A 15,661-nucleotide genomic window follows, 5' to 3' on the forward strand; every position below is an offset into this window, starting at 1 on the left:
AAATATAGGAATCTACAATCTAAAGTACTTTTTAACTTGTTTCTATGTATAAAAATATGGTATAATGATCGGCAGTTTTCGTTAAGTACCCCAGTACCCCATGAAAAACCGCCGATTAATTATGTACGCGAGCAACGAGCCAAAGTCCGTGCTTGCACGAGACCTTGGCGACTGCCGCGTCAATCAAAATTGGTCCACCGGACCAATTGTTGATATGCAGAGCAACGAGCGCCAGCGAGTGTGGGAGCGAGCAACGGGCCAAAGTCCGTGGCTTGAGCCAAAGGAAAGTACCGGGGAGAGAAAGAATAGAAAGGAAAGTATTATGGCAAAGAAAGACAGTTATGACGCCAGTAGTATCTCAGTTCTGGAAGGTCTTGAGGCAGTCCGGAAGAGACCGGGTATGTATATAGGCAGCGTTTCCAGAAAAGGTCTCAACCATCTGATCTACGAAATCGTGGACAACTCGGTGGATGAGCATCTGGCAGGGCACTGTGATTTGATCCGGGTTACGCTGGAAGCAGACGGTTCCTGCACCGTGTCAGATAACGGACGTGGAATTCCGGTTGGAATGCATGAGAAAGGAATATCTGCGGAGCGTCTGGTATTTACCACCCTTCATGCGGGTGGAAAGTTTGATAACGGTGCGTATAAGACCAGTGGTGGTCTTCACGGCGTAGGTTCCTCTGTGGTAAATGCACTGTCTACCTATCTTGACGTCAAAGTCAGCAGAGAAGGATACGTACATCATGACCGATATGAGCGTGGAATTCCGGTAATCGAGTTGGAAGAGGGTCTGCTTCCGAAAATCGGACGTACAAAAGAGACCGGAACCTGTATCAATTTTCTTCCGGACCCGGAGATTTTTGAAAAAACAAGATTTACAGAGGAAGAGGTAAAAAGCCGTCTTCATGAAACTGCGTATCTGAATCCTAAGCTGACCATTCATTTCGAAGATAAACGGAAGACGGAACCGGAAGTTATCGATTATCATGAGCCGGAGGGGATCATTGGTTTTGTAAGAGATTTGAACAGAAAAAAAGAGACGCTTCATGATCCGGTTTATTTTTCAGGAGAGAGTGATGGAATTACGGTGGAAGGGGTTTTCCAGTATGTCAACGAATTCCATGAAAATGTTCTTGGATTTTGTAATAACATTTACAATGCAGAAGGCGGAACCCATCTGACAGGTTTCAAGACCATGTTTACCACGGTTATGAACAACTATGCAAGAGAACTGGGAATTCTGAAGGAAAAAGACAGCAATTTTACCGGTGTAGATATCCGAAATGGTATGACTGCAGTTATCTCTATCAAACATCCGGCACCTCGTTTTGAAGGACAGACCAAGACCAAGCTGGATAATCAGGATGCATCCAAGGCGACAGCCAAGGTCACAGGAGATGAGATTGTTCGATTCTTTGATCGTAATCTTGAGACCCTGAAAACAGTTCTTTCCTGTGCAGAACGTTCTGCCAAGATTCGTAAGACCGAAGAAAAGGCAAAAACCAATCTTTTGACGAAACAGAAGTATTCTTTTGATTCCAATGGAAAACTGGCAAACTGTGTGAAAAAAGATCCGGAAAAATGCGAAATATTTATTGTCGAGGGAGATTCCGCCGGCGGCTCTGCAAAATCAGCCAGAGACCGTAATTATCAGGCTATTTTACCAATCCGTGGAAAAATACTGAATGTGGAAAAAGCAACGATAGATAAAGTGCTGGCGAATGCAGAAATCAAGACCATGATCAATGCATTTGGTTGCGGATTTTCCGAGGGGTATGGGAATGATTTTGATATTACAAAGCTTCGGTATGACAAGATTATCATCATGGCCGATGCGGATGTGGACGGAGCCCATATTTCTACCTTGTTGCTGACTCTGTTTTATCGTTTTATGCCGGAACTGATCTATGAAGGTCATGTATACATTGCTATGCCGCCATTGTATAAAGTGATCCCTTCCAAAGGGGAAGAGGAATATCTGTATGATGACAAGGCGCTGGAAAAATACAGAAAAACTCACACCGGATCCTTTACTCTGCAGCGCTACAAAGGTCTGGGAGAAATGGATGCCCAGCAGTTATGGGAGACAACTCTGGATCCGAAGACAAGAATTTTGAAACGGGTGGAAATTGAAGATGCGAGAATGGCATCTGACGTGACAGAAGTACTGATGGGAACGGACGTACCTCCCCGAAAAGCATTTATTTATCAGCATGCACAGAACGCACAGCTGGATATCTGATAGAACAATCAGGAGGAAAACATGGAAGGACAGATTATCAGAACCGAATATTCCGAGGTAATGCAGAAGTCTTATATTGACTATGCCATGAGTGTTATCGTGTCAAGAGCATTGCCGGATGTTCGTGACGGATTGAAACCAGTACAAAGAAGAACCCTGTATGATATGTATGAACTGGGTATCCGCTATGACAGGCCTTATCGAAAATGCGCCCGTATCGTAGGTGATACCATGGGTAAATATCATCCACATGGCGACAGTTCCATCTATGATGCCCTGGTGGTTATGGCACAGGACTTTAAGAAGGGACAGGCTCTGGTAGACGGCCATGGAAATTTTGGATCCATCGAGGGTGACGGAGCCGCTGCCATGCGATATACGGAAGCAAGACTGGAAAAAATCACCCAGGAAGTATATCTGAGTGATATGGATAAGAATGTTGTGGACTTTATGCCGAACTTTGATGAGACAGAGAAAGAGCCGGTGGTACTTCCGGTTCGTGTTCCGAATCTTCTGTTAAACGGAGCGGATGGTATCGCGGTCGGTATGGCGACCAGCATCCCGCCACATAACCTGGTCGAGATCGTGGACGGTGTGAAAGCCTACATGAAAAATAATGAGATCAGCGTGAAAGGTCTGATGAGATACATCAAAGGACCGGATTTTCCGACCGGCGGTATCGTGATCAATAAAGATGAACTTCTGAAGATCTATGAAACCGGAAGCGGAAAGATCAAGATCCGCGGAAAAGTGGAAGAAGAGAAATTAAAAGGCGGAAAAGTCAACCTTGTGATCACCCAGATCCCGTATCCGATGGTTGGAGCCAATATAGGAAAATTCTTAAATGATGTAGCCGGTCTGGTAGAATCCAAAAAAGCTACAGATATTGTGGATATTTCCAACCAGTCTTCCAAAGAAGGTATCCGGATCGTTCTGGAGCTGAAAAAAGGCGCAGATGTGGAAAATCTAAAAAATATGCTCTATAAAAAGACCCGTCTGGAAGATACTTTCGGTGTGAATATGCTCGCTGTAGCAGATGGAAGACCGGAAACACTGAGCCTGAAACAGATCATTGAGCATCATGTGGATTTTCAGTTTGAAGTCTGTACGAGAAAGCATCAGACACTGTTAAATAAAGAACTGGAAAAGAAAGAGATCCAGGAGGGTCTGATCAAAGCCTGTGATGTGATCGATCTGATCATCGAGATCCTGCGTGGAAGTAAAAACCAGAAACAGGTAAAAGAGTGTCTGGTAAACGGTGTGACCGAAGGTATCCGCTTCAAGACGAAAGCCAGTGAGAAAGCAGCAAAAAAACTCTGCTTTACCCAGAGACAGGCAACTGCGATTCTGGAGATGCGACTGTATAAGCTGATCGGACTGGAAATCGAAGCCCTGGTGGCAGAACATGAGGAAACTCTGAAAAATATTGCCAGATATGAAGAGATTCTGAATAATTACGATGCCATGGCACAGGTCATCATGGAAGATCTGGATCACATCAAGAAAACCTACGGAAGAAAACGCCGTACCGTGATTGAAAACAGGGAAGAAGCTGTCTTTGAAGAAAAGAAAGTAGAAGAAGCGGAAGTATGTTTTCTGATGGATCGTTTCGGATATGCCAAGGTGCTGGATAAGAATACCTACGAGAGGAACAAAGAGACGGTTCACGGGGAATATAAGTATGTATTTACCTGTATGAATACCGATAAGATCTGTCTCTTTACGAACAAAGGACAGATGCATACGGTAAAAGTGATGGATCTGCCACTTACAAGGCTGAGAGATAAAGGAGTTCCGATCGACAACCTGAGTAATTTTTCCAGTGCACAGGAAGAACTGCTTTGTGTCAGCAATATGGAGGCAGTAAAGAATGCTTCTCTGATTTTCGTGACAAAATCCGGTATGATCAAACAGGTGCCGGGAACGGAATTCGATGTGATTAAGAGAACCATCGCTTCTACCAAACTGACGGAGGAGGATGAACTGGTTCTTGTGGAGTTGTGTGACACGATGGATTATGTGGTGCTGCAGAGCCATGCGGGATATTTTCTGCGTTTTCTGAAAGAGGAAGTACCGGAGAAGAAAAAAGCAGCCCTTGGTGTCCGGGCAATGAAGATGGGTGACAGAGATTATCTGGAACATGCATATCTTCTGGAAAGCCGGATGGAATACCAGATTGAATACAAAGAAAAGCAGATGGTCCTCAATAAGATCAAGCTTGGAAAACGGGACACCAAAGGAACGAAAGTGCGGGTATAAAGGAAAAAGCCTGAAAACGCTTGCATTTTATAATAATAAATGGTATGATTACCATGTTAATAGATGATTACTAGTTTTAAGAGTGGGCGATACGTCCACTCTTATTTGTTGCATTGAGTATCAATCACTGAGTCAGAGGGTGAAGTTTGATGGTATGAATTACGGGTCGAACATCCGAAGAATCAGGGTTGATTGTTGAGGACAGCAACTGCTGTTCATGTAAAAGGTGGTGAAAGCATGAGTGTAAGAGAACAGTACGAACAGAAGGCGGAAGCTATGGCACAGCCGATTATTGATCAGTTTGGTTTTGAACTGGTGGATGTGGAGTATGTGAAAGAGGCAGGAAACTGGTATTTACGTTTCTATATCGATAAAGAAGGCGGAATTACCGTAGATGACTGTGAGGCAGTCAGCAGAATCTTCAGTGATAAACTGGATGAACTGGATTTTATCGAAGATGCTTATATTATGGAAGTAAGTTCCCCGGGTCTTGGACGTCCTCTGAAGAAAGAAAAGGATTACGTAAGAAGTATGGGAAAAGAAGTAGAGATCCGTACCTATCGTCCGATTAATAAAGAAAAAGAATTCTACGGAATCCTCAGTGCATATGATGAAAGTAGCGTGACGATCACCACAGAGGATCAGAAAGAGCAGACATTTGAAAAAGCAGATATCGCATTGATTCGTCTTGCTTTTGATTTTTAAGGAGGATAAAGAAAAAATGAACACAGAATTACTGGAAGCGTTAACTATTCTGGAAAAAGAAAAAAATATCAGCAAAGAAGTTCTGATGGAAGCGATCGAACAGTCTCTGATTCAGGCCTGTAAAAACCATTTTGGAAAAGCAGATAACGTACATGTGACCATCGATCATGAAACCTGCGAGTTCAGCGTATATGCTGACAAGACCGTAGTGGAGGTGGTAGAAGATCCGGTGATGGAGATCAGCCTTTCCAATGCGAAGATGATGGATTCCAAATATGAACTGGGGGATATCGTTCAGGTTCCGATTCAGTCCAAACAGTTCGGACGTATCGCGACACAGAACGCAAAGAATGTGATTCTGCAGAAAATCCGTGAGGAAGAAAGAAAAGTTCTGTATGATGAATATTTCCAGAAAGAAAAAGACGTGGTTACCGGTGTGGTACAGCGGTACATGGGAAAAAATGTCAGTGTGAATCTGGGTAAGGTAGATGCGATCCTGAGTGAAAACGAGCAGGTCAAAGGTGAAGTATACAAACCGACCGAACGTATCAAAGTATATGTACTGGAAGTTAAGGATTCACCGAAAGGACCAAAGATCATGGTTTCCAGAACTCATCCGGAACTGGTAAAACGTCTCTTTGAAGCAGAAGTGACTGAGGTAAAAGACGGTATCGTAGAGATCAAGAGTATCGCAAGAGAAGCCGGTTCCAGAACCAAGATCGCTGTATGGTCCAATGATCCGGATGTCGATGCCGTCGGTGCGTGTGTAGGTATGAACGGTGCCAGAGTAAACACTATTGTGGAAGAACTGCGTGGTGAGAAGATCGATATCATCAGCTGGAATGAGAATCCGGCACTGTTGATTGAGAATGCACTGAGCCCTGCAAAGGTGATCACCGTACTGGCAGATCCGGATGAGAAGACTGCGCTGGTTATTGTTCCGGATTATCAGCTGTCTCTTGCAATCGGTAAAGAAGGACAGAATGCCCGTCTGGCAGCCCGTCTGACAGGCTTCAAGATCGATATCAAGAGTGAGACACAGGCAAGAGAAGCCGGTGATTTTGAATATTATCAGGAGTCTGACGATGAAGAGGGTGAAGATTCCATGGAAGATGCTCTGGCCGATGTAGAACTGGATGAAGAACCGAAAACAGAAGAGATCTCGGAAGAGACATCCACAGAAGAAGAGTAAGATCTGAAAAAACAGTGAGGCGGATAGCTATGGGAAATATAAAAAAGGTGCCGCTGCGGAAATGTATCGGATGCAATGAGATGAAAAATAAAAAGGAAATGATGCGTGTACTGAAGGCGCCGGAAGGTGAAATCGTACTGGATGTGACCGGAAGAAAAAACGGTCGCGGCGCATATCTTTGTTTCTCAAAGGAATGTCTGCAGAAAGCCATCAAGAACAAAGGGCTGGAACGTTCCCTGAAGATGCAGATTCCTCAGGAGGTTTACGAGAACCTGGAAAGGGAGCTGGATACGATTGAATTGTAATAAAGTACTATCACTGATCGGACTTTCCACCAAGGCAGGTAAGATTGTCAGCGGAGAGTTTTCAACGGAGAAAGCAGTAAAGACAGGAAAGGCCTGGCTGGTCATCGTTTCGGCGGAAGCGTCGGACAATACCAAAAAGAAATTCCATAATATGTGTACGTATTATGAAGTACCCTGTTATGATTTCGGAGGAAAAGAGGAACTGGGAAGAGCCATGGGAAAAGAATTCCGTGCGTCTCTGGCAGTAACTGATGAAAACCTGGCAGCAGCAATGGAAAAACAGCTGAAATCTGAATAATTACATTTCTTGGCATGGAGCAGAAAGGTTGGTGGTAGAATGCCAAAATCAAGAATCTATGAAATTGCACAGGAATTAAATAAAACAAACAAAGAAGTTATTGAATTTTTAAAGGAGAAAAAGGTAGAAGTTAAGAGTCATATGAGTACATTGGAAGAAAAAGATGAAAAAATGGTCCGGGATGCATTCACCGGAAAAAATGAAGGAAAAGAAGAGAAAAAAGAAGCAGCTGACCGCCCGAAAAAGAAATCAAATCTGATTCAGGTATTCCGTCCGCAGAACGCACAGACCCAGGAAGGTAAGAATTTCAGAAGAAACAAACCGCAGTCTGACAGAAACGGACATGACAGACCGGCAAGAGGAAACGGTGAAGGAAACCGCAGTGGATATCAGAACCGTGACAATCAGAGCAGAGATGGTCAGGAGAGAAGATTCAACGGTCAGGGAAGAAGAGACAATCAGAACCGTGACGGCCAGAGCAGAGATAACCAGGGTGGCCGTCGCTTTGATAACAGAAACGGCCAGAATAATAACCGTTATCAGGGACAGAACAACCGTCAGGACGGCGGAAACGGAAGCCGTCGCTTCGATGGAAACAGAGACGGACAAAACAGAGACAATCAGAACAGAGACAATCAGGGCGGCCGTCGTTTTGATAACAACAGAAACGGTATGAACCGTGATAACAGAGACCGCGACGGAAGAGAAAACAACGGACGCAGAAATGAACGCAGAGATTCCAGACCTGCTATGGACAGTATGGATCTGGGTCTGGCAAGAAAACCGGTCAGAGACGTAAAGAACAAAGAAAAAGATAAAGAAAAAGAACGCGAAAGAGAAGAGAAAAAGACCCAGGACAGACGAAACGGACAGGGATCCAACCGTCCGAACCAGGGACGTTTTCAGAAGAGCAGACTGCCGAAAGCACTGCAGAAACCTGCCCGTCCTCAGCCGAAGGAAGAAAAGAAAGAAGTAGTGAAAGAAATCACACTTCCGGAGAAAATGACGATTCGCGAACTGGCAGAAAAGATGAAGATGCAGCCGGCAGTGATCGTTAAGAAACTGTTTATGGAAGGAACTATGGTTACGGTAAACCATGAGATCGATTTTGAAAAGGCACAGGAGATCGCACTTGACTATGATATTATCGCAGAACAGGAAGAAAAAGTGGATGTGATTGAGGAACTGTTAAAAGAGGAAGAGGAAGATCCGAAGGATCTCGTTCCAAGACCACCGGTTGTCTGTGTTATGGGACACGTTGATCATGGTAAAACTTCACTGCTGGATGCGATTCGTAAGACAAATGTAACCGATCGTGAGGCCGGTGGTATCACACAGCACATCGGTGCATATGTGGTATCAATCAAGGGACAGAAGATCACATTCCTGGATACTCCGGGACATGAGGCATTCACCGCTATGCGTATGCGTGGAGCAAACTCCACCGATATCGCTGTTCTGGTAGTTGCAGCAGACGATGGTGTAATGCCGCAGACGGTAGAAGCAATCAACCATGCAAAAGCAGCAGGTGTTGAGATCATTGTTGCGATCAACAAAGTAGATAAACCGAGTGCCAACATCGAGAGAGTAAAACAGGAACTTTCCGAGTACGAACTGATCCCGGAAGACTGGGGAGGAAGCACTATTTTCGTCCCGGTGTCCGCAAAGACTCACCAGGGTATCGAGGAACTGCTGGAGATGATCCTGCTGACTTCCGAGGTATGCGAACTGAAAGCCAACCCGAAGAGAAAAGCACGTGGTCTGGTTATCGAGGCGCAGCTTGACAAAGGAAAAGGTCCGGTTGCTACTATTCTTGTACAGAAAGGTACGCTGCATGTGGGTGACTTTATCGCAGCCGGAGCTTCCTCAGGTAAAGTACGTGCGATGATGGATGATAAGGGACGCCGTGTCAAAGAAGCAGGCCCGTCTACGCCGGTAGAGATTCTTGGTCTGTCAGATGTACCGAACGCAGGTGAAGTTCTGGTGGCTACCGAAAACGATAAAGAAGCAAAGAACTTTGCAGCAACCTTTATTTCTGAAAATAAGAATCGTCTGCTGGAAGAAACAAAAGCGAAGATGTCTCTGGATGATCTGTTCAGCCAGATTCAGGAAGGTAACCTGAAAGAACTGAATCTTATCGTAAAAGCTGATGTTCAGGGATCTGTGGAAGCTGTAAAGCAGAGTCTTGTGAAGCTGTCTAATGATGAAGTTGTCGTTAAGGTCATCCATGGTGGTGTAGGTGCTATCAACGAATCGGACGTAACACTGGCTTCCGCCTCCAACGCGATCATCATCGGTTTCAATGTTCGTCCGGACGCGACAGCAAAAGCAACCGCAGAACAGGAAGGTGTAGACCTGCGTCTGTACCGTGTCATCTATCAGGCAATCGAAGATGTGGAAGCTGCCATGAAGGGTATGCTTGATCCTGTCTTCGAAGAGAAAGTCATCGGTCATGCAGAAGTTCGTCAGATCTTCAAAGCATCCGGTGTCGGTAACATCGCCGGAAGTTATGTTCTGGATGGTGTATTCCAGAGAGGCTGTACGGTAAGAATCTCCAGAGAAGGAAAACAGATCTTCGAAGGTCCACTGGCATCTCTGAAACGATTCAAAGATGATGTGAAAGAAGTAAAAGCCGGTTATGAATGTGGTCTGGTATTCGAAGGATTCAACGATATCCAGGAATTGGATCAGGTAGAAGCATACATCATGGTAGAAGTACCGAGATAGGCTTTCATACCGGATTGAGGTGATAGGTAATGAGAAAAAACAGCATAAAAAATACAAGGATCAACGGCGAAGTGATGAAAGAATTAAGCCTCATCATCCGTCAGGAGATCAAAGATCCCAGAATTCATATGATGACATCCGTCACTTCTGTGGAAGTGGCACCGGATCTGAAAACCTGCAAGGCATACATCAGTGTGATGGGTTCCGATGAAGAAAAGAAAGATACCATTGCCGGTCTTCGCAGTGCGGAAGGTTATGTACGCCGCCAGCTGGCAAAACGTCTGAATCTTCGTAACACACCGGAGATTCAGTTTGTACTGGATCAGTCGATTGAATATGGTGTGCATATGTCCAGATTAATTGACGAGGTAAATAAAGAGACCCCAGAAAGGGATGAGGAAGATGATAAATAATATTGCATCTGTACTTGAGGGTGTAACCACAGCAGCTATCGCCGGTCACGTAAGACCGGATGGTGACTGCGTGGGCTCCTGCATGGGAATGTATCTGTATCTGAAAGAAAATTACCCACAGATCCAGACAGATGTTTATCTGGAGGAGGTACCGGAAGTATTTCATTTTATTCAGAACATTGATCAGGCGAAACAGGAATGGGAAGAGAAAGAATATGACCTGTTCCTGGAATTCGATGTCAGCAGCACAGACCGGATCGGCGTTGCCGGTCAGGCAGTGAATACGGCGAAAATAACCGCGTGCATCGATCATCACATCACGAATAAAGGAATTGCACAGAAGAATCAGATCGTTCCGGACGCAAGCTCTACCTGTGAAGTGCTCTATGAACTTCTGGAGCCGGAAAAGATCAACAAAGCCTGTGCGGAAGCACTATATACCGGGATCGTTCACGATACCGGTGTGTTCCAGTACAGCTGTACCGGAACCAGAACCATGGAGATCGCAGGTCAGCTGATGGCAAAAGGCATTGATTTTACCAGTATCATCAAGGATTCTTTCTATACAAAATCCTATGCACAGAATCAGATTATGGGACGCACGATCATGGAGAGCATCATGCTTTTGGATCAGCGGTGTATCGTGGGTTATGTGAGAAAGAAAGACATGGATTTTTACGGTGTGACACCGAAAGATATGGATGGTATCGTCAACCAGTTACAGAATACCCGTGGCGTGGAGGTTGCCATCTTTTTATATGAAATCGGTGTGCAGGAGTATAAAGTCAGCATGCGTTCCAACGGCAAAGTGGATGTGGCAAGAGTGGCTTCTTATTTTGGCGGTGGAGGCCATGTGAAAGCAGCCGGATGTACTATGCAGGGATCAGTGTTCGATGTGGTAAACAGTCTGACACTGGATATAGAAAGACAGCTTCGGGAGTAAAGAAAACATATGGAAAGAAGCGGTGTAATCAATATATACAAAGAAGCAGGCTATACATCTCATGATGTGGTGGCGAAGCTTCGTGGAATCTTAAAACAAAAAAAGATCGGTCATACGGGAACCCTGGATCCTCAGGCACAGGGTGTCCTGCCGGTCTGCCTTGGAAAAGGAACAAAACTGTGTGATCTGCTGGCAGATCATGATAAGGAATACGAGGCAGTGCTTCGGTTGGGAATCACCACCGATACCCAGGATATGGAAGGAACGATCCTGAAGGAGTCGTCAGTGCAGGTGTCGGAAGAAGAAGTCCGCACCTGCATTCTTTCATTTCAGGGTGAGCAGCAGCAGGTTCCACCGATGTATTCCGCACTGAAAGTGAATGGAAAAAAACTGTACGAACTGGCACGGGAAGGTAAAGTCGTGGAGCGAAAAGCCAGACCGGTTACCTTTCATAACATTGAGGTTCTGTGGATGGAGCTTCCGAAAGTAAAGATTCGGGTGCAGTGTTCCAAGGGAACGTATATCCGGACCTTATGTAACGATATCGGTGAAAAACTGGGATGTGGCGGTTGCATGGAAGAACTTCTGCGTACCCGGGTAGAGCGGTTTGGATTGACAGACGCGGTAAAACTGGACGAAGTACAAAAAGTCATGGAAGAAGGTAATATAGAACGTTTGATTCTTCCGGTAGACAGGATGTTCGATCAGTATCCGGCTGCGAAAACAACACCGCAGGGTGATCTTCTGGTACACAACGGAAACCGGATTTTTCCGGAACTGTTACAGGAGGAGCTCAAGGTGGATGGAGGTTATGTCAGAGTATATGACAGCCGGGAGACATTTATAGGACTGTATGAGAAAAAGACAGATCAGATGATACCGGTGAAAATGTTTTATCGAAAAGAAAATGAGGCGTAACGATTCTGCAGGCAATATTCTGTGAGATGTTTTGTCCCGTAAAAGCAATTGGAAAAACAGTTGCGACAGAGAGAAGAATGGAAAGAGACATGAAATATATTACAAAAAATCTGGATTTTCAATTGGATAAGAGAAGTGTGGTAACACTTGGAAAATTTGACGGCGTCCATAAGGGGCACAGTAAACTGATCAACCGGGTTCTGGAAATCGGCAAAGAAGGATATGAAACGGTAGTATTTACCTTTGATGTTTCTCCTCTTGTCAGACTGGGAACCAGGATCAAGCGGACGATTCTTACGAATGAAGAGCGCAGGATTCTTCTGGAACGCCGGGGAGTGGAATGTCTGGTGGAGTGTCCGTTCGTTCCGGAAATCATCCGGATGGAGCCGGAGGATTTTATCAGGGAGATTCTGGTTAAACAGCTGTGTGCCGCATATGTAGTGGTGGGGCCGGATTTTCACTTTGGACATAACAGAAAAGGAAATCCGGAACTGTTACGGAAGGCGGGTACCCAATATGGATTTGAGGTGGAAATTTTAAGCAAGGAGACGCGGGAAGAACGCCCGATCAGCAGCACCTGGATCCGTGAGGTACTTCAGGAAGGAAATATCGAGAAAGTCAATGAGCTCCTCGGCTACCGGTATTTTGTGCTGGGAGAAGTGGTACATGGAAGACAGCTGGGGCGTACCTGGGGACTTCCGACGATTAATCAGGTGCCGGAAGACGGAAAACTTCTACCACCCTTTGGTGTCTATGCATCGAAAACTTTTATCAAAGGTAAAACGTTCTATGGAATCTCCAATGTGGGGGTGAAACCCACCGTGGAAGTGCCGTTTGCAGGTGTAGAGACGTATTTGTTTGACTGCGACGAGGATCTGTACGGGGAAGAGGCCCGGGTGGAATTCTATCACTTTGTGCGTCCGGAGTGCAAGTTTGATTCGGTGGAAGAACTGAAAGCACAGATTCAGAGAGATGCCGGTTCAGGAAAGCAATATTTCGAAAAAAGAGGTTTACATTACTGAAAGTATATGGTATACTGTTCAAGTATGAGTTAGCCCATATTCAGATATCGGATACTCCGACCATTTCTTAATATGTGGCGATTGAAAAAACAGGAGGAAAACAAAATGATTTCTAAAGAAAAGAAACAGGCTATTATGGCTGAATACGCAAGAACAGAAGGCGACACAGGTTCACCGGAAGTACAGGTAGCTGTACTGACAGCAAGAATCCAGGAGCTGACAGAGCATCTGAAAACACATCACAAAGATCATCATTCCAGAAGAGGTCTGCTGAAAATGGTAGGTCAGAGAAGAGGTCTGCTGGATTACCTGAAGAAAACAGATATCGAAAGATATCGTGCACTGATTGAAAAATTAGGAATCAGAAAGTAATTCAACTGCACAGAGAAAAGAATGGCGAGGGGTGGAAGGTATTCTTCCATCCCTCTTATCTTAATCTGTACAAGACAGCGTAAAAAAGGAAAATATATCCCAACGGATACTGTCGATTACCGGAAGATGTCGGAAAGGATGCCGAGACCACTGAAAAGCATATTGCCAAAGCAGGATAAGGACAGCGGGGAGTGTGTTTTTCAGTTGTTTCGGAGCATATCCGCCGGCAGAATGTTGCTGAGAATGAAGTGAACAGTAACGAAAAAATCGCCCAGAGGGCAGAAAAAGGAGAAAATGTATGTACAAAAGTTATTCTATGGAACTGGCAGGAAGAACACTGACAGTTGACATCGACCGCGTGGCAAAACAGGCTAATGGCGCAGCATTTATGCATTATGGTGATACCGTTGTACTTTCTACCGCAACCGCATCAGAAAAGCCAAGAGAAGGAATTGATTTTTTCCCGTTAAGTGTAGAATATGAAGAGAAAATGTATGCAGTAGGAAAAATCCCGGGTGGATTTAACAAGAGAGAAGGAAAAGCATCCGAGCATGCGATTCTGACCTCCCGAGTAATTGACCGTCCGATGCGTCCGCTGTTCCCGAAGGATTACCGTAATGATGTTACACTGAATAACATGGTAATGTCTGTAGATCCACAGTGTAATCCGGAAGTTGTGGCAATGCTTGGTTCCTCTATCGCAACCTGCATCTCAGATATTCCTTTTGACGGACCATGTGCAGCAACACAGGTAGGTATGATCGATGGTGAACTGATCATTAACCCGACACTGGAGCAGAATGCAAAATCTGACCTGAAACTGACTGTTGCTTCCACAAGAGAAAAAGTCATCATGATTGAAGCCGGAGCAAACGAAGTTCCGGAAGCAAAGATGATTGAAGCTATTTTTGAAGCTGATAAGGTCAACAAAGAGATCATCGCATTTATCGACAAAATCGTAGCTGACTGCGGAAAAGCAAAACACAGCTATGAATCCTGTGCGGTTCCGGAAGAACTGTTCGCAGCGATGAAAGAGATCGTAACACCGGAAGAGATGGAAGTAGCTGTATTCTCCGATGACAAACAGACAAGAGAAGAAAATATCCGTCAGGTGACAGCAAAACTGGAAGAAGCATTTGCTGATAATGAGGAATGGCTGGCTGTTCTGGGTGAAGCCGTGTACCAGTATCAGAAAAAGACCGTTCGTAAGATGATCCTGAAAGATCACAAACGTCCGGATGGCCGTGCGATCACACAGATCCGTCCGCTGGCTGCAGAAACGGATATCGTACCGCGTGTTCACGGTTCTGCCATGTTTACAAGAGGACAGACACAGATCTGTACCATCACCACCCTGGCTCCTCTGTCCGAGGGACAGCGTCTGGATGGGCTGGATGAGTTCGAGGTTGGAAAACGTTACATGCATCACTATAACTTCCCGTCCTACTCTGTAGGTGAGACGAAACCGAGCCGTGGACCGGGACGTCGTGAGATCGGTCATGGCGCACTGGCTGAGAAAGCTCTGGTTCCGGTACTGCCAAGCGAGGAAGAATTCCCATATGCGATCCGTACCGTATCTGAGACATTCGAATCCAACGGATCTACTTCTCAGGCAAGTATCTGTGCATCTACCATGTCTCTGATGGCAGCAGGTGTACCGATCAGAAAACCGGTAGCAGGTATCTCCTGTGGTCTGGTAACCGGCGAGACCGATGATGATTATATCGTTCTGACCGATATTCAGGGTCTGGAGGATTTCTTCGGCGATATGGATTTCAAGGTGGCAGGTACACATGATGGTATCACAGCGATCCAGATGGATATCAAGATCCATGGTCTGACCCGTCCGATCATTGAAGAGGCTATTGCAAAGACCAAACAGGCAAGAGAGTATATTCTGACCGAAGTTATGGAAAAATGTATCGCAGGCCCGAGAGAGCATGTGAATGAATACGCACCGAAGATCGTTCAGATCAAGATCGATCCGGAAAAGATCGGCGATGTGGTAGGTCAGAGAGGAAAAACCATTAATGCGATCATCGATGAGACCGGTGTAAAAATCGATATCACAGATGACGGAGCAGTTTCTATCTGCGGAACAGATCAGAAGATGATGGATAAAGCAATTCACTATATCCAGACCATCGTAACAGATTACAAAGAAGGTCAGATTTTCACCGGTAAAGTAGTAAGCATCAAAGAATTCGGCGCATTTATCGAATTTGCACCAGGAAAAGAGGGTATGGTTCATATCTCCAAGAT

13 protein-coding genes are annotated in these 15,661 nt (G+C 45.2%); all 13 read left to right on the forward strand.

What is annotated here, in order from left to right; translation table 11 throughout:
• Nucleotides 1-322: 322 nt before the first annotated feature.
• Entirely contained in the window at nucleotides 323-2,245 is a 1,923-nt protein-coding gene (locus tag MSA64_RS05935; RefSeq protein WP_154431995.1) for a DNA gyrase/topoisomerase IV subunit B, read from the forward strand.
• A 21-nt stretch (nucleotides 2,246-2,266) separates the two neighbouring features.
• Entirely contained in the window at nucleotides 2,267-4,504 is a 2,238-nt protein-coding gene (locus MSA64_RS05940; RefSeq protein ID WP_022172248.1) for a DNA gyrase/topoisomerase IV subunit A, read from the forward strand.
• A gap of 237 nt (nucleotides 4,505-4,741) precedes the next feature.
• Nucleotides 4,742-5,209, forward strand: a complete 468-nt coding sequence (gene rimP / locus MSA64_RS05945; RefSeq protein ID WP_106492328.1) for a ribosome maturation factor RimP — start codon at nucleotides 4,742-4,744, stop codon at nucleotides 5,207-5,209.
• Nucleotides 5,210-5,225: 16 nt separating this feature from the next.
• Nucleotides 5,226-6,401, forward strand: coding sequence for a transcription termination factor NusA (gene nusA / locus MSA64_RS05950; protein WP_154431991.1), 1,176 nt, complete (start codon nucleotides 5,226-5,228; stop codon nucleotides 6,399-6,401).
• Nucleotides 6,402-6,430: 29 nt separating this feature from the next.
• Nucleotides 6,431-6,706: an RNase P modulator RnpM gene (rnpM, locus tag MSA64_RS05955; RefSeq protein WP_154431989.1), complete on the forward strand. Its 276-nt coding sequence runs from the start codon at nucleotides 6,431-6,433 to the stop codon at nucleotides 6,704-6,706.
• Nucleotides 6,696-7,004, forward strand: coding sequence for a L7Ae/L30e/S12e/Gadd45 family ribosomal protein (locus tag MSA64_RS05960; protein WP_022172244.1), 309 nt, complete (start codon nucleotides 6,696-6,698; stop codon nucleotides 7,002-7,004). Before rnpM ends, MSA64_RS05960 begins: the two co-directional genes overlap by 11 nt.
• A 39-nt stretch (nucleotides 7,005-7,043) precedes the next feature.
• Nucleotides 7,044-9,731, forward strand: a complete 2,688-nt coding sequence (gene infB / locus MSA64_RS05965) for a translation initiation factor IF-2 (RefSeq protein ID WP_277663331.1) — start codon at nucleotides 7,044-7,046, stop codon at nucleotides 9,729-9,731.
• Between the two features lie 29 nt (nucleotides 9,732-9,760).
• Entirely contained in the window at nucleotides 9,761-10,144 is a 384-nt protein-coding gene (gene rbfA / locus MSA64_RS05970; RefSeq protein ID WP_022172242.1) for a 30S ribosome-binding factor RbfA, read from the forward strand.
• Entirely contained in the window at nucleotides 10,137-11,087 is a 951-nt protein-coding gene (locus tag MSA64_RS05975) for a DHH family phosphoesterase (RefSeq protein WP_287890975.1), read from the forward strand. Before rbfA ends, MSA64_RS05975 begins: the two co-directional genes overlap by 8 nt.
• Nucleotides 11,088-11,096: 9 nt before the next feature.
• Entirely contained in the window at nucleotides 11,097-12,005 is a 909-nt protein-coding gene (truB, locus tag MSA64_RS05980) for a tRNA pseudouridine(55) synthase TruB (RefSeq protein ID WP_117523533.1), read from the forward strand.
• An 89-nt stretch (nucleotides 12,006-12,094) separates the two neighbouring features.
• The gene (locus MSA64_RS05985; protein WP_154431983.1) at nucleotides 12,095-13,027 is read left to right on the forward strand and encodes a bifunctional riboflavin kinase/FAD synthetase; all 933 of its coding nucleotides are present in this window, start codon (nucleotides 12,095-12,097) and stop codon (nucleotides 13,025-13,027) included.
• Between the two features lie 105 nt (nucleotides 13,028-13,132).
• On the forward strand, nucleotides 13,133-13,399 hold the full coding sequence (rpsO, locus tag MSA64_RS05990; protein WP_022172238.1) for a 30S ribosomal protein S15: 267 nt from the start codon (nucleotides 13,133-13,135) through the stop codon (nucleotides 13,397-13,399).
• Between the two features lie 298 nt (nucleotides 13,400-13,697).
• Nucleotides 13,698-15,661 (forward strand): polyribonucleotide nucleotidyltransferase (locus MSA64_RS05995; RefSeq protein ID WP_287890973.1); only part of this gene is annotated, 1,964 nt, incomplete at its 3' end.

Origin of the sequence: Oliverpabstia sp. (genome assembly GCF_022785585.1) — a bacterium.
Lineage (GTDB): Bacteria > Bacillota > Clostridia > Lachnospirales > Lachnospiraceae > Oliverpabstia > Oliverpabstia intestinalis.